17 protein-coding genes and 1 pseudogene are annotated in these 20875 nt (G+C 51.4%); 3 read left to right on the top strand and 15 right to left on the bottom strand.

The features are described from left to right. Positions 1-55: 55 nt before the first annotated feature. The 5 genes from ACLU9Q_RS09745 to ACLU9Q_RS09725 form a co-directional block, all read right to left on the bottom strand. Positions 56-1204, bottom strand: coding sequence for a phosphotransferase (locus tag ACLU9Q_RS09745; RefSeq protein ID WP_412625129.1), 1149 nt, complete (start codon positions 1202-1204; stop codon positions 56-58). A 40-nt stretch (positions 1205-1244) separates the two neighbouring features. Next, positions 1245-1751 (bottom strand): antiterminator LoaP, encoded by a 507-nt coding sequence (loaP, locus tag ACLU9Q_RS09740; RefSeq protein ID WP_412625127.1) that lies wholly within the window; start codon positions 1749-1751, stop codon positions 1245-1247. A 240-nt stretch (positions 1752-1991) separates the two neighbouring features. Further along, on the bottom strand, positions 1992-3401 hold the full coding sequence (locus tag ACLU9Q_RS09735; RefSeq protein ID WP_412625126.1) for a sugar transferase: 1410 nt from the start codon (positions 3399-3401) through the stop codon (positions 1992-1994). 367 nt (positions 3402-3768) lie between these two features. After that, positions 3769-4473, bottom strand: coding sequence for a hypothetical protein (locus tag ACLU9Q_RS09730; protein WP_412625125.1), 705 nt, complete (start codon positions 4471-4473; stop codon positions 3769-3771). A gap of 158 nt (positions 4474-4631) precedes the next feature. After that, entirely contained in the window at positions 4632-5123 is a 492-nt protein-coding gene (locus tag ACLU9Q_RS09725) for an N-acetyltransferase (RefSeq protein ID WP_302591583.1), read from the bottom strand. Between the two features lie 294 nt (positions 5124-5417). Here ACLU9Q_RS09725 and ACLU9Q_RS09720 point away from each other — a divergent pair, with 294 nt between their 5' ends. Next, on the top strand, positions 5418-6788 hold the full coding sequence (locus ACLU9Q_RS09720; protein ID WP_412625124.1) for an MATE family efflux transporter: 1371 nt from the start codon (positions 5418-5420) through the stop codon (positions 6786-6788). Here ACLU9Q_RS09720 and ACLU9Q_RS09715 read toward each other — a convergent pair. From ACLU9Q_RS09715 to aspS, 10 genes and pseudogenes are all read right to left on the bottom strand, one after another. Beyond that, a complete protein-coding gene (locus tag ACLU9Q_RS09715; protein WP_412625123.1) occupies positions 6761-7447 on the bottom strand; it encodes a winged helix-turn-helix domain-containing protein in 687 nt (228 codons plus the stop codon). The genes ACLU9Q_RS09720 and ACLU9Q_RS09715 overlap by 28 nt on opposite strands. A gap of 144 nt (positions 7448-7591) precedes the next feature. Beyond that, the gene (locus ACLU9Q_RS09710; RefSeq protein WP_308594059.1) at positions 7592-8572 is read right to left on the bottom strand and encodes an ABC transporter permease; all 981 of its coding nucleotides are present in this window, start codon (positions 8570-8572) and stop codon (positions 7592-7594) included. A gap of 88 nt (positions 8573-8660) precedes the next feature. Continuing rightward, positions 8661-9356 (bottom strand): annotated as a pseudogene (locus ACLU9Q_RS09705) (ABC transporter ATP-binding protein); the annotation flags it as partial. A gap of 3 nt (positions 9357-9359) precedes the next feature. Beyond that, the gene (locus tag ACLU9Q_RS09700) at positions 9360-10634 is read right to left on the bottom strand and encodes an NEW3 domain-containing protein (protein WP_412625121.1); all 1275 of its coding nucleotides are present in this window, start codon (positions 10632-10634) and stop codon (positions 9360-9362) included. Positions 10635-10968: 334 nt separating this feature from the next. Beyond that, on the bottom strand, positions 10969-13101 hold the full coding sequence (gene nrdD / locus ACLU9Q_RS09695) for an anaerobic ribonucleoside-triphosphate reductase (RefSeq protein ID WP_412625120.1): 2133 nt from the start codon (positions 13099-13101) through the stop codon (positions 10969-10971). 140 nt (positions 13102-13241) lie between these two features. After that, positions 13242-14537, bottom strand: a complete 1296-nt coding sequence (locus ACLU9Q_RS09690) for a hypothetical protein (RefSeq protein WP_412625119.1) — start codon at positions 14535-14537, stop codon at positions 13242-13244. A 61-nt stretch (positions 14538-14598) separates the two neighbouring features. Then, positions 14599-16035, bottom strand: a complete 1437-nt coding sequence (gene gatB, locus ACLU9Q_RS09685) for an Asp-tRNA(Asn)/Glu-tRNA(Gln) amidotransferase subunit GatB (RefSeq protein WP_412625118.1) — start codon at positions 16033-16035, stop codon at positions 14599-14601. Next, positions 16036-17499, bottom strand: a complete 1464-nt coding sequence (gene gatA / locus ACLU9Q_RS09680) for an Asp-tRNA(Asn)/Glu-tRNA(Gln) amidotransferase subunit GatA (protein WP_412625202.1) — start codon at positions 17497-17499, stop codon at positions 16036-16038. A gap of 38 nt (positions 17500-17537) precedes the next feature. After that, entirely contained in the window at positions 17538-17831 is a 294-nt protein-coding gene (gene gatC / locus ACLU9Q_RS09675) for an Asp-tRNA(Asn)/Glu-tRNA(Gln) amidotransferase subunit GatC (RefSeq protein ID WP_296907220.1), read from the bottom strand. Between the two features lie 10 nt (positions 17832-17841). Then, positions 17842-19587: an aspartate--tRNA ligase gene (gene aspS, locus ACLU9Q_RS09670; RefSeq protein ID WP_296835530.1), complete on the bottom strand. Its 1746-nt coding sequence runs from the start codon at positions 19585-19587 to the stop codon at positions 17842-17844. A gap of 721 nt (positions 19588-20308) precedes the next feature. On the opposite strand from aspS, the gene ACLU9Q_RS09665 reads away from it, so the two are divergent. Both ACLU9Q_RS09665 and ACLU9Q_RS09660 read left to right on the top strand, forming a co-directional pair. Continuing rightward, positions 20309-20482, top strand: a complete 174-nt coding sequence (locus ACLU9Q_RS09665; protein ID WP_270395762.1) for a hypothetical protein — start codon at positions 20309-20311, stop codon at positions 20480-20482. A 13-nt stretch (positions 20483-20495) separates the two neighbouring features. Next, positions 20496-20870 (top strand): TnpV protein, encoded by a 375-nt coding sequence (locus ACLU9Q_RS09660; protein WP_117974597.1) that lies wholly within the window; start codon positions 20496-20498, stop codon positions 20868-20870. The last annotated feature ends 5 nt before the right edge of the window (positions 20871-20875 follow it).

Genomic DNA, 20875 nt, shown 5'->3' with positions numbered 1-20875 from the left:
CTGCCCTTGTGTACATGGTTATCCCCCTTTTGTTTTACATTTTTAATGAACTGTCTCATATCCAGCTGTTGTCAGATATTCTGATTTTGCGTTCATGCTGCGCATCCAGCAGAATTCCGAGATTTCTATACATCCGTTCCATGTAAGTGTCCTTCTTTTTGCTGTAGCATAAAAAATACATATTCATTCGCGTAGCACCAAATTTAAGCAAATTTATATAAAACTGTTCTCTGATATCCGATAAGCTCACGTAAAAGCCATATTTATTTAATGCATTCCAATATATAGACAGCCATTTCTCCGGCAAATCATTTATCAGACTTTCAGAAGAAAGGCTTATGAGAAAATCCACCACATCTGACAACGGATTTTTCCAATCAACAAACTCCCAGTCGTAGACCATTAGCCGAAAGCAACTGGTATTAATACAAATATTTCTGATATTAAAATCATTATGTATCATCCGTTTTCTATACTGCGAGAGACTTTTTTCGTATTCCGTCTGATGTGCAAGGAACTGCCTTGCTGCCTGTTCTGTTTTTAAAGCACGCTCCATTCCGGCAAATCTGTACATCGATTCATGAAATGCTGTTGTAAAGCGTGACACTGCCGCCAGATCTATCTCTTCCTCCTGCTTTTCAATCTCTCCTTCCGGGCATATTTCTATAGAATGAAAAAAGGCCAGCGTCTCAAGCGCTAACCGTATTTCTCTATATCCCCAATTTTGCGGACTGGAAATCTGATTCATATATCTACAGCTACTTATATCCTCCATTAGGATGCAGTATGTGTCCTCCATTTTTATCTCCCCATAGTAAGCAGGTATATAAGCCTTCAGATCCGGATGACAATTCCGGTAAAATATCCTTTCATGCCGGTGCATATTTTGCATGGACAGATATCCACAGCAGGAATCAAAATCCGACAGTTCTTCTGCCGACGCATGTCCATAATATTCGTAAAGGCTGCGAAACAAAAGCCTCGGCTCCTGCTCTTGGAACTTTATCGCCAGCGGAGTCCATGTTCCGTCGTGTCCCACTAAAAGCTTTTTAATCGGTTTGTTCAACAGACCGTCCTTACCCGGATTTCCATTTTCACGAATTTCCATTATTTTCCAGCCTTTTTCAGAAAGACTTTTCCAAATTTTTCTAATCGGCTCTTCTTTACTGTCAAACTTATTTTTTATAGCCCTTTTTTCTGCCATACTACCCTATTCTGTCACAGCTTCAGAATGATCCGCTGCATTATTCTTTTTTTACAATCTCCAGCCCAACTATGGCATCCACCATTCTGCCAAACATCTCTATCTGTATTTCAGCGCGTCGTCTGTGCCTGTCTATTCTTTTAATACATCCTTCCAAACCTTTCAAAGGACCCTCACCGACGATAATCTTGTCATTTTCAATTACACCTCTGGACATCTCCACAACGTGTTTTTCACCGCCAAAGCACAGGATAAATTTCACCTCATCCTCTGCAAGAGGGAGCAGATACATCCGGTCTCCCAGAATTTTTGTAAATCCTTCTACCTTCTTCAGCTCTGCATACAAGGTATCGATCTGCTCTGTTTCCGCGAAGATGTATCCCGGAAACAGGATTTTTCGTTTCCTGTGCCACTCTCCCAAATATTTTTTCATTTCCTCATAATATGGTATAAAACATTCTGTCAGTACCTCCTGCGATATTTCACTTTCACACATTTCCTTCATCTTTTCTTCTTTTCCAGTAAATACCTGAATTACATACCACAAGATAAGTTTCTCCTTCCTATATCCCAAAGAATCTCTCAGGTTTCATAATCATGGTAGCTTCTATACAGACACTGAAAATGGGCAAGCTTCGCCATTCCGACACTGACATCCAGTCCCGAAGTACTTTTTCCTTTATGACCGCCCTCCCCATACAGCGCGGCAATGCGACGACTGCAGGATCCGGCTTTTACAACGCCAATATTTCGTCAATTAAAATCGAACCAGACATTCTTCCCTGCTCTACTCCGCTCCCCTGCCCGTAAAGATGACTCCCACGGTTTTCAGGAGGATTTTAATATCCAGCCCGAAGCTCCATTCTTCTATGTACTTTGCATCGAGCTTTACTACTTCCTCAAAGTCTGTGATATCGCTCCGCCCGCTGATCTGCCACAGGCCGGTTATGCCGGGCTTCATGCTGAGTCTTTTTTTGTGGTGGAGATCGTACTGCCGGAATTCATCCACGGTCGGCGGCCTGGTGCCGACCAGGCTCATGTCGCCTTTTAAAACATTCCAGAACTGCGGGAACTCGTCCAGGCTTGTCTTCCGTATGAATTTTCCCACCTTTGTGATGCGCGGGTCGTCATCCATCTTGAACATCAGCCCCTGCATCTTGTTGTCCTTCTGCAGGTCTTTTTTCTTCGCTTCCGCGTCATTGCACATGGAACGGAATTTGTAGATCTTAAATATCCGCCCGTTTTTCCCGACGCGGTCCTGCGCAAAGAAGATCGGACCTTTGCTCTCCAGTTTGATGGCAGGTCCCAGGAAGATCGTGAGGATCCCTGTCAACAGTACACCGACCAGTCCTCCCAGGATATCCAGCAGACGCTTTGCCATCATCTGCCCCGTGCTCATGTCCACCATATGGGAAGTGGCGGCTATGTAATCCCCCACCCGGTCGATCCCCATGTTGGTCATGTCAAATGCCATCCCGTCAAGCAGGATATAAAGCGTGACGCCCATGCTCTCAAACTTCTCCAGCATCTCCTGAAGTCCCTCCGTATCATACGGGAGGTCGATCACCACGGCGTCCACCACATTCTGCAGTGCCAGAGCATACATATCCTCCCTGCAGGCGTTTACCGGCACGCCCTCCAGGACGGTTCCACGGTCGTCCGCATCGATCACAGCCGCGGAGCTGATATAATAGCTCCCGTCCTTTTCTGCGATCAGCCGGTCAATGACGACCGGCGCATGGTCGTGCGTGCTGACCACCATGAGCTTCTGGCTGCCGCTCCCGTGCCGGAACCGCGGCAGCACCCATTTTTTTATGATCACATGGCTGCCATAGATCAGCAGGATGTTCAGTGCGAAAAACCATATACAGACGGTCCTGGAATACCCCTGTCCGCTTTTTGCAAAGAACAGCACCGCAAACGTGACCGCGGCAAGGATCAGGTTTACTTCCACAACCTTCTGCAATTCCTTGAAATAGCCTCTCTGGTAGATCCCCTGGTAAATGTCCCGCGCATAGCATACGGTGATATAGACTGCGACCTGAACGATCAGCAATATAAAATGGATCTGCGGCGCCCGGAATACACTGCCAAGGCGGATGTAAAGCGAAACCGCGTAAGATACAAAAATACAAACCAGATCAACAATCAGCAGCACTATATTTAATTGATTACGGAACTGATTTCTGACCTTCATTTCTCTCTCCCCTGTTTCATTTGTACTGAAATTTTTTACGACAGACACCTGTCTACCGTAAACTTCCAAAAATACATAAAAAATATAGGGTATTAAAGCTAGAGAAATATCACTTTGAAATGACGAAAAAAGATAATTAATACAATGATTGAAATTTGCCGTCCAAATTAAGATATGACTGCCATGCATCCGAAGGGACCTGCCACCGGCAGCTCCCTTCGGATACATGGCAACAAAAACCCTACCGCCCAGCCCGGCAGTCTCTGGTCTCTGCCTGGCTTTTGAGCGGTAGGGCTCACACACAAAAAGGAGAAAAGGTTATTCTATATGAAAAAAATTAGTATGCATCTCTACATTCTGATATACGCTATGACTGCTGCACTACCATAATCTGTACGGCATTTCCGTCCTCATCCAGCTGAATCGCCAGGATATCGCCCTCTGTTATATCGGTAAGTGCAAGCTCTTCTGCATCTGTCAGCGCTTCCGTTCCCGCGTCTGCATCATCCGCAGCCTCCGCGTTCTCTGCAGTTTCGGCTTCTGTGCCGTCCTCTGCTGCTGCGCTTTCTGTTTCTTCTGCGGCTTCACCGTCCGCCGCAGCTTCCGTACCATCTTCTGTCTGGTCCTCCTGGGTATCCTCCAGCGCTTTTAAGCTCTCTTTCGCTGTCTCCCAGTCCACCAGCAGGATTGTGGCATCCTCCGCCACCGTCACGTTCTTCTCTTCGCCCGTCAGCATAAGCTCCGGTTTTTCTGCTGACGTGCTTTCACCATCCGCTGACGTATCTGCATCTGCATCCGTGACCTCCTCCGACGCATCCTCCAAAGCCTCTGCTCCGGCTTCCTCAGAAGCGCCGTTTTCTTCGCCGTCCTCCGGCAAATCTCCAACTGCAAGCGTTATGCTATCGTCACCGACCTCCTTTACTTCCCCGATGATAATGTCGGACTCCTCTTCCTCCAGCATTATCACCGCCTCTGTAACCGCCTCTGTATCTTCCTCAGCAAAAGCGCTCACTCCGGATACGGCAAGAGCCAATCCTAAAATCACCGCTATCTGTTTTCTTTTCAATGTCATCAGATCCTTTCCTGCTCCCCGAAGGGTTTTGTTCGTAGCTGCTACTTCCTGTCGACACTGATAATATAACAAACAAATATGTCCGGTTTGTGGAAACCAGGTGATGCTTTTGTGGCGTTTTTGTTATCTGGATATAAATAAATTATAAAACGTTCCATCTACATTTTCTCATACGCGATCCGCTGCGTTCCGTCATCGGTATAAATGATGCCGCATTCCCTGAAGCCGTTCTTCTTTATAACATGCTGCATCACCTTATTGTTTTCGTGCGTGTCCATCCGCAGATGCCGGATCTGCTGCCAGGCAAACGATACGATCGCATCAAATATCCCATGCGCCTCCCCGTCGCTGGCAACGCGGTGCAGCGTGCCGTACTCCTCATCCGACAGCCACCCGCCCTGCTCGATTTTTTTGTAGGTCGGGTCTGCCCCGATGAGAAAGAAAAAGACTCCGTGGATCGCATTCTCTTCCTTTACCACGTAAAGCCGCTCCTTTTTTATGTCATCCGCAAGCAGCTCTTTCGGCGGAAAGCTGTCTCCCCACTGTCCCCCGTTGCCCGTCTCCCTCATAAACTGCCTTGCGCGCGCATAGATTTCCAGAATCCGCGGCAGATCAGCCTCTTTTGCTTTTTCAATTTTAAATAACTGCATTTTTCAGCTCCTCCAGACTTTTTTGAAACATATCGATTTCTTTCGCATGATTGTTCTTTTAGTATAAACGAAACTGCCGGGCTGCGCAACCTCGGAGTGAAAGCCTTGCCCCTTCCATAATCGCACCGCTCTTCCTGCAAGACCACAATATTCGCTTATATCCTGCAAAACCGCAATATTCGCTCATTGACCATGTTCTCTGGCTGTGATATAATCACATACTTGTGATGATACCAGTGGCAAACGGACAGCGATCCGGTATCACAGGGGTTAAAATCAATATACTATATGGGGATGAAGGTTTTGAAGAGTAATAAATATGAAATTGATATGTGCAGCGGCTCCATTATGGACAAGCTGATTTCGTTTTCGCTGCCGCTGATGCTTTCCGGCATTCTGCAGCTTATGTTTAATGCGGTGGATATTGTGATCGTGGGACGCTTTACCGGAAGCGAGGCACTCGCTGCCGTCGGCTCCACGTCCGCCCTTATTAATATGTTCACCAATCTGTTTATCGGCATTTCCCTCGGCAACAATGTACTGGCTGCCCGCTACTATGCCTCCGGCAGGACGAAGGAAATGTCAGAGACCGTACATACCGCGATTTTGTTTGCGCTCCTCAGCGGCATTGTGATGGCGTTTGTCGGGCTGATCTTCTCCCGGTTTGCCCTGGAGCTGATGGGAACGCCCGACAATGTTATTGAGCACTCCACACTCTATATGCGGATTTATTTTCTGGGAATGCCGTTTTTTATGCTCTACAACTACGGCGCCTCCATTCTGCGCGCTGTCGGCGATACTAAACGGCCGCTGCTCTTTCTGATCATCTCCGGCATTCTGAATGCCGGACTGAATATGTTTCTCGTTATCGTGTTCCACTTAGGCGTGGCTGGCGTTGCGATCGCTACCGTCATCTCCCAGATGGTCTCCTGCGTTCTGGTGCTCCGCTGTCTTTATCTGTCGGACGGGAGCTATCAGCTTCGCTTTTCCAGGCTGACCTTAAAGTGGAATTATTTAAAACCGATTTTCCAGGTTGGCATCCCTGCCGGTATCCAGAGCACTGTAATCAACTTTTCCAACGTGCTCCTGCAGTCCTCTGTGAATTCCTTTGGTTCTACCGCTATGGCAGGCTATACGGCGGCAAACAATATTCTCAGCTTTTTATATGTCTCCGTCAACTCCGTCACGCAGGCGTGCATGAGCTTCACAAGCCAGAATTACGGCGTTGGAAATTACAAACGCATGGATAAAATTCTTGTCAACTGTATCGCATTGTCCGTCAGCGTCTCCCTCGCGCTCGGCTGCATCGCCTACTTCTTCGGGCCGGAAATCCTATCCATCTACACCTCCGACCCGGAGGTGATCCGGTGTGGCGTCGAGGTGCTCGCCTATACGACCGTCACGTATTTTCTGTGCGGACTGATGGACCTGTTTCCGGGTCCAATGCGCGGGATGGGACACTCTGCCGTTCCCATGCTGATGTCCATCATCGGGACGGTCGGCACCCGGATCGTGTGGATCTTTCTGCTCTTCCCGCAAAACCGGACGCTGGCATTTTTATTCATTTCCTACCCGGCTTCCTGGATCGTCACGATCCTTCTGCAGGTAGTCTGCCTTTACTTTGTACGAAAAAAGGTTTACCCGACGTCTGCGAGGCAGAGATGATAAAGCGCCTCCTCCGGGATGCAGTAGCCGACCGAACGCACGCAGCGGATCGCATCCCCCAGCCCGCTTTGCTGCCGGATACTGCTGATGTGGGTGTCTATGTTGCGCTGGGTGCCGCGCAGACGCTGGGGCAGCCGGTCGTTCAGGTACTGACGCGACATCACACGCCCGATATTCTTCAGCAGCATCAGCAGAATGTCAAAATCCACCTGGCGCATTTTTATTTCTCTTCCGTTCACCCGGAGCATCCGGTTTGCCGGACAGATTTCCAGCTCTCCAAATACAAGGGTGCGCTCCTGCCAGATTTTTGGCTGAAAACAGGATTGTACCGCCTCGCAGAAGTTCAGATACTGAAACGGGCAGAGTGTCCGGCAGCCCGCATTTTCCAGCTCTCTGCCTGCCAGATTCCACTCCGGCTCACAGTCCGGCACAAAAATCACCGGAAACCGCAGAGTAAGTACCAGAAACATATCCTTTTCCAGCATCCGTATCATCTCGCCATCTATCAGTATCACAGTCACGCTGCCATCCAGTCTGCCGTTTTCCCGCAAAAAACACTCCAGGCTGCGAGTATGCATTCCCGCCCGGAATGCGTAGCTCTCAGCCTGCTTCTGCAATTCTTCTTTATGTATTCCATTGATAACCGTCAATGCGCTCATTGTGTGCCCTCCTGCTTTTTATGATATATGATTCCTTCATGATTTTTCCATACATACGCATTTTTAAAATCATGTCTCATATATACACCAGGAAGCTAAACCCAATTTAAACACAGACAACTAAATTATGGATTCTTTGTGAAATCAGCTGGAACGGATTTCCTGCCGCATAAAGCCCACGTAGGAGCCGCCGAAGGCTGCCAGCATCAGCGCGATCAGCGCAACCAGATGCGGCCACACCAGAAGGAGGCTCTGTCCGAGCGAAAGATAGCCCGAAATTGCTCCCACAAGCTGATCCACCGTCACCACATTCACCGCGCGCACGCTCGGACTCATGATCGTGGAAACCGCCTCACTGTACAGATAATACGGCGAGATCCGGTTCAGATTCAGCTCCAGCGTGTAGTTGCCCACCGTGTTCACCATAGAATTATAATAATCGTCCACCGGATAAACGATGTTTGCAATAATATTGGCGATCAGACTCATGAACAGCGCAAAGAAAATCCACAGCGAGATGACCGCCAGTGCCGAGGTCGCCGAGTGGCGGCAGAACACGGAAAACAAAATGGAAAGCGCAAGCCAGAAGGCAATATACACCACGGTAAACAAAAGGAAAAAGAAGATTCTTCCGATTTCTTCCGCCTGCGGCACCAGCCCGGTTCCAAGCATCCCGACCGCTCCGATCAGAATGCCCATGGAAAAGACCATAATGGTGATGATCGCCGTTCCCGCAAGAAATTTTCCGATGATAATGCAGTCCCGATAGATCGGCTGCGCCACCAGCCGGTTTAAGGTACCGGCGCTGCGCTCACTGTTGATCGCGTCAAAGCCGAGCGTCAGCCCAACGAAGGGACCGAGCAGCGCGATAAAGGTCATAAATGAGGGAATGGACTCCCCGCTGGTCGTGTACAGCTTTAAAAAGAGAAAGTTACTGTCGTTTGCCACCGCGTCCGAGAACCCCAAGAGCGCTCCGTAAAGACTGGCAAAGCAGGTGGCGTAGATCAGCGCCAGGATAATGAGGAAACGTCTGCTCCTCAGATGATCCGCCAGCTCCTTTTGGAACAATGCCCGCAGTCCGATGCCGCTGCTTATGTGCTCTTCCCTTTTTTCGGCGCGGGGCATCGTTTTTGTTTTACTTTTTACTGCGATTGTTTTCATCCTTCTGCCCTGCCCTTTCAAAATATAGTCTGTAAATCTCGTCCAGATCGCCGCCCTCCTGGTTCACCTGCCTGCCAAGCTCGTCAATCCTTCCGCACGCGATCAGCCTGCCGCTCACAAAAATGCCCACCCGGTCGCAGATCTGCTGGATCTGGTAAAGCTGATGCGAGGAAATCAGAAGCGTCCTGCCGTCCTCACTGGCAAGCTCGTGCATCAGCATCAGCAATTCATGCATTCCCTCGGGATCGATACCGAGCGTCGGCTCATCCATAATGATAACGCGCGGATCCTTCATCAGAACATCCGCAATGCCGAGCCGCTGCTTCATACCCTTAGAGTAGGTGCCAGTTTTCTGATCGCCGTATTCCGTCATGCCGACGCGCTTCAGAAGCTGCTCAATACGTTCCTCGATCATGTCCTCTCCAAGACCGTTCAGTCTGCCGGTGAAACGCAGATTCTGCCTGCCGGTCAGATCCGGGTAAAATCCGACGTTGTCCGGCATATATCCGGCAACGCGTTTTACTGCCACCGGATTGCGCGTGCAGTCCAGCCCCTCGATAAACGCCCTGCCTGCCGTCGGCTCCGTCAGACCGAGCAGCATCAGGATCGTTGTCGTTTTCCCGGCGCCGTTCGGACCGAGCAGACCGAAGATTTCCCCCTGGCATATGGAAAGATCGAGGTTGTTTACCGCAATTTTGTTTCCATAATGCTTTGTGAGTCCCTGCATCTCTATTATTTTCTGTTCCATATGCTACCTTCTTCCATACTTCTTAAACAAAAAGCCCAGTCCTGCAAGCAGCGCAATGATGATCGCAACCGCAACGATTCCCCAGAGCGTCTGTGTTTTTACCGATATGCGGAATTCCGCCGTCGACGTCGTCTCGTCATTGCTGACTGTGATCGAAGTCACATAGTCCCCGGTAATCGCATCGGAGGACGGCTTGACATAGGCAGTCACTTCCTTCGTGGCTCCCGCCTCCAGAAGCTCGATGGTCGATTCGTCGAAACGCACCTCCCAGTCGGTCGGCGCAGATGAGGTCAGATTTAAATTGCTCAGATCCACATTTCCGTTATTGATCACGCTTAACGTCACCGCCTTTTCCTGGTTTGCGTAAGCGTCCATGCTCAGATTGCCGGTCGGTGTGGATAACTGCACCTCGTAGGAGCCGGTGATCGTCACCTTCAGCTCTGCAGACAGCGTTTCATTTGCGGAAATCGCCGTGCAGGGAATCGTGTATTCGCCCTCCTTAATGGTCTCCGGCGGCGTCACGTCCACCGTCAGCCCCTGGCTGGAGCCCGGCTCCACCGTGATGCTCGCCACTTGAGTGCTCTCACCGGATGGGGTAAAGGATACCTGCCAGCCGCTCTCCGCCTCCGCCGCAAGACTGTAGGTCTGCTCTGTTCCACGGTTGTTCACCAGCGTGACGTCGAAGCTGAAGCTCGTCCCGGAAGCCCCCTGCTGCTCCGGATATTCGGACGTTAAGCTGCTCTGTCCGTTCTCCGTTTCTGTCACGTTAATTTCAAGCTGTAAGGTGTCGGAAGCTCCACTGCCGGCATCTGCTTTCAGGGTAACATTGTAGGTGCCCTCCTCCACCTCATCGGGAAGCGTCAGGCTGAAGGTGGCAAGCTCCGAGTCTGCAAACTCTGATTCTGCATCTACATGTACCATTGAGATTTCGCTGCTGCTGCTCTTGAAGTAGCCCTCCCAGCCCTCCGGGATAGACTCGATGGAAAGCGACGCATCGTAGCTGTCTCCGGAAAGGCTTGCAAAATCCAGCCCAAAACTGACGCTCTCGCCCGCTTTCACCGTGATGCCCGGATAATCAGTCGTCATGTCGATGCCGTTCTGTGCGCCTGCTGCCGTTTCTGTCCCTGCATCTGTTCCCGCATCGTCCTTTGCATCCGCTTCCGTCATCGTGTCAGCCTCAGCCGCAAACGCCGTCTGGCCGCCGCCTGCCGCCAGTACGCCCATAAGTGCCGCCGCACAAATCCGTGCGCATCCCCTTTTTCTCCATCCATGTCCCATATCTTTTTCCTGCCTTTCTGTAAGTTTTTTCCGGCATCACACCACCCTCACGTCCCGGCGGCGTCTGACTGCCTTCCTGATTTCTTATTTTAAAAAGCCGGTGTGGAAAATGATTGATGATTGCGTAAGACAGGTATAAAAGAAAAACAAAACTTATAAAATTTTTATAAACTTTTAGAACCTACAGGACCTGCCACCGACAGCTTCCTTCGAATGCACGGCAAAAAAAGACGGAGGAATCAGATTCCTCCGTCAGAAACTACCGTACAGATCAGATATATCGTCACAACATTTGCCAGGGAACTCCAAATGCCAGAGTGAATCGCAAACACTCCTACATCGATACGCGCTCCGCGATTTCCGCCATCTTCGCGTAGTTCAGCCTTGTATCGCCGTGTACGCGGCTGTAGGAAAGATAGCCGTTCATGCGGTCAATCTTTGTAAGGTTTTTGGAACCGCACTTCGGGCAGACATCCATCTCCAGTTCCTGGTGACCGCAGTCGTCACAGTAGGCGAGTGAAAGGTTGACGCCCTCATAGTAACCCAGCTTCATCGCACGCAGGATGAGACTTTTGATCGCCTCTTTATTATAGTCGATCGGATAGCGCACATACTGGATCTTGCCGCCGTTGCACAGATCCCAGAAGCGCCCCTCCAGATCCTGCTTCTGGATTGGGGAAAGATCCTCCGTCACGTGGCAGTGGAAGCTGTTGCTCACGTACGGGCGGTCGGAAACATTCTCCACGATGCCATACTGCCTGCGGAACTGCTCCACCTGCAGCCCGCAAAGACTCTCCGCAGGAGTACCGTAGATGGCGTACAGCCAGCCGTCCGCCTCCTTGTACTCATTTACCTTCTTATTAATATACTGCATAACCTCCAGCGCAAACTGCCCGTCCTCGGCAATGGATTTGCCATTATAAAGCTCCTGCAGCTCGTTTAAGGCAGTGATGCCAAAGGAGGCCGTCATCGGCTTTAAGAGCGGCTTGATCTTATCTCTCGGATCAAGGTGTCCGCCGTAGAAGCCGCCCTCGCAGTAAGCGAGCGGGTTCGTGGAGGCACGCATCTCCCCAAGATATTCGTAGGTGCGGATGTGGATACCTCTGATCATCTCCAGATAATAATCCAGCACCTCGTAAAAATCGCGGCTCTCCTGACGGGATTTCGCCAGGATCATCGGCAGATGCAGGCTGACAGCGCCCACATTGAAGCGTCCGACAAATACCGGCTTATCGTCCTTATCCGCCGGGTGCATTCCCCCGCGCTCATACCAGGGGCTCAAAAACGCCCGGCAGCCCATCGGACTGATCACGCGGCCGTACTGCTTATACATGCTCGCCACATAGCCCTTGCCGGAGAGGGAAAGCCAGTCCGGATACATGGTCTTTGCGGAGCACTCCAGTCCCGCCTCAAACACATCCTCGCACGGTTTGCCGTCGCCGTGCAGGTTCTCATCGAATAAAAATACGATTTTCGGGAACAGCACCGGCTTTTTGTTGCCCGGCTTGCCCTGTCCCTCTTTATGTACATTCAGCAGGGAAATGCTGCACATACGCTCAAAATCAGACTGCCCCAGCCCGAGCGTCATGGTGACAAACGGATAATCCCCGCGGGAAGAGCCGACCGTGTTCAGCTTGTACTCGATGCCCTGCCAGCCCTGGTCATAATCGCGCTTCACCTTATCGAGCGCATACTGCTTCGCCCGCTCCTGAACGCCGTCCCAGGAGGCATCCATGTATTTCAGAAATTCTTCCACATATTTTTTGTAGCTCTTCTCTGCATAGGGCGCGAGGATCTTGTCGACCTCCGGCACCGTAAAGCCGCCGTACTGCTGCGCCGCTGTGCTCAGCACGATGTCGCCCATCACGTCAAACGCCGTATCCAGCGTCTTCGGCTCGTTATACCAGACATTTCCCATCTCGAAGCCGCCCTTTAAGACAGAGCCGACGTCAAACAGGCAGCAGTTCATGGTATCCAGACGCGCAGACTGGTCATGAATGTAAATATAGCCATCCTTACATGCCTGACGCTCGTCGCGCGTCATGAAAAACTTCTGGTAGAGATTTTTATTCAGCTCATTGAAGATAAGGCTGCGCTTCGTCGCCACCAGCGCGCTGTCCGTGTTGGCGTTGCTCTTGTCGCCGATGTAGCGGATAGACTGGCTCTTCGTGTAGACATCGTCCATCATATGGATAAAATCCACTTTATAATTGCGGTAGTCACGATAACTCTTTGCGACCGCCGGGCTTACCTTCTCCAGCGCGCTCTCCACGATGTTGTGCATCTCCTGGATCGTGATGCCCTCCTTGCCCATCTCCTGCGCGCGTCTGGTCGCATACTCGCACAGTTCTTTAATCTCCTCCGGCTTAAACTTATATAATGCGCGGGCAGCGGATTTGTTTACTGCAACGACAATTTTCTCAACATTAAACTCTTCCCGGGTCCCGTCTTTTTTGATCACATACATTTCGATTCCTCCCATATTACTATATCTGGTATGACATTTTAATTTTTTCGCAAGATGTAGTTCCAGTATAGAGGAATTTCCTCCATTTGTAAAGAGGCAAGATAATAAGTTTTTTTTAAGTTTGTGTAAGGTTTCTGTAATTATTCGAATGCCGGTCTGGTTTTATCAAAGATCTCATCCACATCAAAAAAGTCAGTCAGATAGTCGGCATACATATAAAGATCATAACCATCCAGCGTTCTGCGCGTCTGCCGCACATAGTCCGGCTGAACCTCAATAAAATCCGCCGTAGTCCAGATGCTGAAAAAAAACTGATAGCCCTTCTCCAGCAGCAGCTCCTGTTTTGCCGTCCCGGCAGTCACTTCCTCACCGTACGGATAGATCAGAAGATCGGTATCGCCCACAAGCGAGCCAATCTTACTGCTCCACGTATCCAGATCGCCCTCCAGCTCATCCAGATCCAGGTCGCTCTCCATGGTGTTGTCGGAAAAGCCCTGGCAGGCAATCTCCCATCCGGTCTCCTTCAGGCGGTCTGCGATTGCCGCGATCGTGCTTGCTCCAGTCTCGATCCCATAGCCAAACACGCCCTCATAGCCTGTGACAGAAACAATTCCCTTCGCCCCGCGCAGGGAAAAATCCGGGTGCTCCTCCACAAATTCATCCACGATCGGAATCACATCATACGCTCCGATAAGCGTCTGCCCGGAGGCGTCCGTGTACTCATTCATCACATTGCCATTCTCATCCAGCACCAGTCTGCCCGCAAACCCGTCCCCCTGCTGATAATCATAGTAATTTGCCTCCGTGAAGGAAAGCACCATCGGCGTCTTTCCCTCCGGGACAGACGGCGTATTGACGGCAAAGCTGGTCGTCCCGTCCTCATTTTGGATATCCACCACCTTCTCGTGAACATCCATCAGCACATATCCGCGGTCGTAAAGCGACTGCAGGATCGCCTTAAACTCATCCACTGTCAGCGTCCAGTTATTATAATAGGAGGACATATCATCTCCGTCAAATGCGCGCGACGGATCCGCCACCAGCGTCTTCACCGAAAAATGCGCGACATCTCCGCCGTACTCCACCATCTGTCCGAGCAGGCGCTGATACTCGATCTTTGCGCTGATCACGCGGTCGTCTTCCGCATGTTCCTCGCTGATCTTCGCGATCTCCTCCAGCGCCGCCGTATAATCGTAGGAGGCAGCCAGACGCGCCGCCGTATTAAGATGTCCTGTCACATCCTCCTCGGCCGCCTCTTTTTGCTCCTGTATCTCACGCTGCGCCTTCATCTTCGGCGTCTCCACCGGCTCATTATTCTCATATTGACCAAGCGTGCCGATACTTTCCGCAATCTGTGCGTTCATCGTCGCACGGCTGCATCCGGTCATAACAAACAGTGTCATCATTAACAAAAAAACAGATATACTTCTCTTCATGAAAGTTCCCCTTTCTCACAAGATAGTATATCTGCTCTTCTGCAAAAAAACAAGCCCTGTCTTATCTGGATAATATTTCCTTCAGCATTTTATTGACGGCTCCCGGATCCGCTTTGCCCTTCATCGCCTTCATCGTCTGCCCGACAAGGAAGCCGATCGCCTTCTCCTTGCCGCCCTTATAGTCCGCCACAGACTGCGGATTTGCCGTGATCACCGCCTCAACGACGCTTCTGAGCGCACCCTCGTCGCTGACAGTTTTCAGCCCGTGCTCCTCCACATATTTCTCCGGGTCAATATCATCCGTGAAGATTTTTTCAAAAACCTCTTTTGCCACCTGATTGTTCACAGCTCCCGCATCCGCAAGATTTACCAGCTTCGCCAGATTCTCCGGCGAGAAGCGCAGCTCCTCCGGCTCCTGCCCGCGCTCCTTTAACAGGCGGAGCGTCTCGCCCATCAGCCAGTTGGAGACCTTCTTCGGCTTTTTGCAGATCGCCGTCGCCTCCTCAAAGAGATCCGCAAGGCGCTTCGATGAGGTGAGGATGCCTGCATCATAGTCCGGGATCGCAAATTCCTCCCTGTAGCGCTGCAGCTTTTCCGTTCGCAGCTCCGGCTGTGCGGCGCGTACGCGTGCGATCCACTCGTCGCTGATATACACCGGCGTCAGATCGGGATCCGGGAAATAGCGGTAGTCCTGCGCATCCTCCTTAGAGCGCATTGCATAGGAGTATTCCTTCGTATCGTCCCAGCGGCGTGTTTCCTGCACCACTTCTCTGCCAGCCTCGATAAGGTCGATCTGACGCTCCCGCTCATTCTCGATCGCGCGGGCGATCGCCTTAAACGAATTCAGATTCTTCATCTCCGTGCGGGTGCCGAATTTCTCCGCCCCCGCCTCGCGCACCGAGAGGTTGACATCCGCACGCATGGAACCCTCCTGCAGCTTGCAGTCGGAAGCTCCAAGATACTGGATAATCAGGCGCAGCTTATCGAGATAGGCAATCACCTCGTCCGCACTGCGCATATCCGGCTCCGAAACGATCTCGATCAGCGGCACGCCGCTGCGGTTGAAGTCCACCAGGGAACAGTCCTCCCATTCGTCGTGAATGAGCTTTCCGGCGTCCTCCTCCATGTGGATCTCATGAATGCCGACAATCTTTTTGCCGGCCGCCGTTTCGATCTCGATCCCGCCGTCGTGACAGATCGGCAGGTAAAGCTGTGAAATCTGATAATTCTGCGGATTGTCCGGGTAAAAGTAGTTTTTGCGGTCAAATTTGCAGTGCTGGTTGATCTGGCAGTTGGTCGCCAGACCAACGGCGAGCGCATACTCTACCACCTGCTTATTTAACACCGGAAGCGAGCCGGGCATCCCGGTGCAGACCGGACAGGTGTGCGTATTGGGAGCGCCGCCAAACTGCGTGGAGCAGCCGCAGAAAATCTTTGTCTTTGTCGCAAGCTCCACATGAACCTCCAGGCCAATGACTGTCTCATATTGCTTTTCCATTTACTCCACCGCCTTTCCCGCAAGCGCCGGCGCCTCGTAAGTGCGGCTGCACTCAAAACTGTAAGCCGCCCGGAGGATCTTCTTCTCCTGGAAGCAGTCGCCGAGAAGCTGCATCCCGATTGGCAGACCTTTGCCGTCCTTTCCGCAGGGCACGCTGATGCCCGGTATGCCGGCAAGATTTGCCGAGATCGTGTAAATATCGCCGAGATACATCTGCAGCGGATCGGAGAGGCTCTCTCCCAGCTTTGGCGCTGTCGAGGGCGCTGCCGGTCCTAATATCACATCGTATTTTGCAAATGCCTTATCAAACGCCTGTTTGATCAGCGCCTTTGTGCGCAGCGCTTTTAAATAATATGCATCGTAATAACCAGAGCTGAGCACGAAGGAGCCGAGCATGATACGCCGCTTTACCTCCGGTCCGAAGCCCTCCGAACGGCTCTTTTTATACATCTGATGCAGTCCCTCATACTCCTTTGCACGGTACCCGTACTTGATGCCGTCGAAGCGCGAAAGGTTAGAGCTTGCCTCCGCCGATGCGATGGTGTAATATGCCGGGATCGCATATTCCACAAGGCTTAAATCAAATTCCTCCACCTCGGCTCCCTTCTCCCGCAGTACATCCGCCGCCGCCAGGATCGCACGCTTCACCTCTTCATTCAGCCCGCTGCCGAAATAGTCGCGCGGAATCCCGATTTTCATGCCCTTCACATCGTCCGTCAGCGCCGCTGTAAAATCGCAGTCGTCTCGTTTAATCGAAGTGCTGTCTTTTTTATCGTAAGAAGCGATCACCTCCAGGATCGCCGCGCAGTCGCTCACATCCTTCGCGACCGGTCCGATCTGATCGAGCGACGAACCATAGGCGATCAGCCCGTAACGCGATACGGTGCCGTAGGTAGGCTTGATGCCGGTGACTCCGCAGAACGAGCTTGGCTGGCGGATAGAACCGCCGGTGTCCGAGCCGAGTGCGAAGGAGCATTCGTTTGCCGCCACCGCCGCGCAGGAGCCGCCCGACGAACCGCCCGGCACATGCTCCGGGTTCCAGGGGTTCCGCGTCACCCCGTATGCGGAGGTCTCCGTCGTGCTGCCCATCGCAAATTCATCCATGTTCGTCTTTCCAAGCACCACCACGCCCGCTGCCTCCAGATTTTCCACCGCCTGTGCCGTGTAGGTCGGCACAAAGTTTTCCAGAATGCGGGAGCTGCAGGTGGTCAGCAGATCTTTTGTACACATGTTGTCCTTGATCGCCGCCGGAACCCCGGCAAGCGGTCCGGTCAGTTCCCCCGCTTCGATTTTCTTCTGCACCTCCGCTGCCCTTTTCAGCGCGCCTTCCTCATCAACCGTCACATAGGCATGCACCGTGCCCTCCAGCTTTTTTATCTGATCAAGCGCCGCCCGCGCCGCCTCCGGCGCGCTCACCTCGCCCGCCCGGATCTTCTTCGCGAGCGCAAGCGCCGTCATATCCATTAAATCCACGTCTTTGCCCCCTTGTATCCATTCATATTCTATTCCACAGTCCTTGGCACCACAAATGCCCCATCCTTTTCCTCCGGTGCATTTTTCAGGATCGCCTCCCGGTCGTCGCCGTTCGTGACAACGTCCTCGCGAAACACGTTCTGCACCGGGAACACATGCGACATCGGCTCAATTCCCGTTGTATCCAGCTCGTTTAATTTATCAATATAATCCAGCATTTTTCCCATGTCCGCCTTCGCCTGCTCTTTTTCCTCGTCAGACAGCTCCAGCTTCGCCAGGATGCCGACATATTCAATCGTCTCATCAGAAATGATGTTTGCCATAATAATTCTCCTAATCCCTTACCTTAATGTGTACCTCGCGCAGCTGCTGCTCCGTGACCGTGCCCGGCGCGCCGCACATCAGATCCTCGGCGTTGCCGTTCATCGGGAAGGCGATAACTTCGCGGATGTTTTCCTCGTTCTTTAAAAGCATCAGCATACGGTCGATGCCCGGCGCCATACCGGCATGTGGCGGCGCTCCGAAACAGAAAGCACTGTAAAGTGCCCCGAATTTGCTCTTTAAAACCTCCTCATCGTATCCGGCGATCTCAAACGCTTTCTTCATGATCTGCAGGTCGTGGTTGCGCACCGCGCCGGACGACAGCTCCACACCGTTGCAGACGATATCGTACTGGTAAGCGAGAACATCCAGCGGATCCATCGTATTCAGCGCCTCCAGACCGCCCTGCGGCATGGAGAACGGATTGTGCGTAAAGCCGATCTGCTTTGTCTGCGGATCCTTCTCGAACATCGGGAAATCGTTCACGTAGCAGAAGCGGTAAGCGTTCTTTTCCAGAAGATCCAGCTTTTCGCCAAGCTCCGTGCGGATCATGCCGGCATAGTAAGCGGCTCTCTCCTCCTTATCCGCCATGAAGAAAATGGTGTCGCCCTCCGAAAGTCCGGCAAGCTGCGCAAACTCCTCCTTCAATTCCTCCGGGATAAATTTGTCGATCGGTCCCTTGTAGGATTTATCCTCCAGTACCTCCAGATAGCCGAGACCGCCCATGCCGATGCCTGTTGCAAATTTCAGCAGACGCTCGTGGAAGCCCTTGGACATCTTCTCATGCACGCGGATGGCGCGCACGGTTCTGCCAAGGAATGGCTTGAAGGTACATTTCTGGAAAAAGTCCGTCACGTCAATGATGCGCAGCGGATTTCTCAGATCCGGCTTGTCAGTGCCGAATTCCAGCATCGCCTGCTTATAGCTGATCACCGGATACGGCGCTTTCGTGACCGCATAGCCCTCCGGCGCAAATTTTTCAAAGGTCGCCGTCAGCACCTCCTCGCCGACCTTAAAGACCTCCTCCTGGGTGGCGAAGCTCATCTCGAAATCGAGCTGGTAAAACTCGCCCGGCGAGCGGTCCGCACGCGCATCCTCATCGCGGAAGCAGGGCGCGATCTGGAAGTATTTATCAAAGCCGGACACCATCAGAAGCTGCTTATACTGCTGCGGCGCCTGCGGCAGCGCGTAAAATTTCCCCTTGAATTTGCGCGACGGAACGATGTAGTCCCGCGCCCCCTCCGGGGAGGACGCACACAGGATCGGCGTCTGGATCTCCAGGAACCCAAGCTCCGTCATCTTCTGGCGCAGGAAGGAAATTACCTGCGAGCGAAAAATGATATTATCCTTCACCTTTTTGTTGCGCAGATCCAGATAGCGGTATTTCAGACGGACGTCCTCGCGCACCTCGCGGCTGGTCTGCACCTCAAACGGAAGATTTTTGTATACCCCGCCGAGAACGGTGACCTCGTGCGCCTCCAGCTCGATCGTTCCGGTCGGGATCTTCGGATTGTACGTTTCCTCATCGCGCTTCTCCACCAGCCCTCTGATGGAAACCGCCTGCTCCCGGCGGATTCCCTCCAGCAGCGCGCCGTCCCGCAGGACCACCTGCATCACCGCGTACATATCGCGCACATCGACAAAGGAAACGCCGCCGTGGTCGCGAATGTTCTCCACCCAGCCCGCAATGCGCATTTCCTTTCCGATATCCTCCTCACTCACCTGGTCTAATGTAACGTCTCTGTAAATGTTGCTCATAATCTGCACTCCTCCTATTCTTTCCCGATGTGCACCTCCATTTCGCTTCGCTCCATGTCGGCCGCGCAGCTGATGCGAAAAAAAGCGCCCCGGGATACAAAGATATCCCGGGGCGAATAAATCTCTTTATCCGCGGTACCACCCGCATTCACAGAATCCGCAGATTCTGTCTCAAAAGCATATAACGTCTGCTTTACGTACCGACCTACTGCAGCCTGAAAAGCGTTCCCCTCAGAAAATCCCCGCGTTTTTCCCTCATCAGAAAAGCTGCCCGTTCAACCGGTCTGCTCCGGAGTGTTCCCTTTTTATCCGTTCCCTCAAACAGCGCTCTCAGTCGGTGACGCCGTATTCCTGTCAAGTTCCGTGGACAAGAGTCTCCTTCATTGCATTTATCTTGTTTCACATGATAACATATCATTTTTTTAATTACAAGCCCCATTTTTATGAAATATATTTATTACTGCGATGTAAAAATCTCATGCATAACGCTTTTTTGATAAATATTGCAATAAAAAACAGCACCGGCGCAACGCTAACGCCACATAAGGAAGTAATTTGAAAACACATCGAAAATACAACTTTATGGGCGTTGCAAAGGCGGAAAGACAGCGTAGAAGGCAGAAATGCTTTTTACGCTGTCTTTCTCTATGTTCAAAAATAAAATCGCACATTCGAATTCCTTACCTAAATTGCTTACAATGTGAGCAAGGAGGTTAAAACTATGCGAGAACAAAAATACTACTTGGTTTTTGATGAGGTTGAACGAGGTATCATTTTACGAAGTCTGAATGAATTGCATAACCGCCTGCTTTCAGAAGGTAGATATACAGACGCTGTAGATGAATTGCTCATCAAATTTGTAAATGCCAAGAAAAAGAAATTCAAAATTATATGAGGAGGACAACACAATGGCAAAATCAATTTTTGAAGAAATGGGCGGTACATACGAACAGCAAGGGGATTATCTTATTCCCTGCCTTACCTTATCAGTCGAAGAAGAAAGCCCAATAGGTGTATTTGGTCAGAGGCATTTACGGTACCTGAAAGAGTGCCACAGGATTACATACGCTAATTTGCTTACAAGCGGCAATCTTAATGCTTACCTTGCCGACATTGACAGACAGGCACAGGAACGCTTTGGGCGGATCGTAGAGGATATGAAGTTGGCGCAGGGTATCACGGAACAATTAAAGGCTGAAAACGCCTTAGAATGGACAGGGCGAATGAATAGCATTCGGGTGTGTGCGATGGAGATTGTAAACGATGAGATAATCTATATATGACAAAT

Source organism: Marvinbryantia sp., from assembly GCF_047017445.1.
GTDB lineage: Bacteria > Bacillota > Clostridia > Lachnospirales > Lachnospiraceae > Marvinbryantia.
Note: the sequence above shows the minus strand (reverse complement) of the source record. Positions and strands in the feature narration are given on the sequence as shown.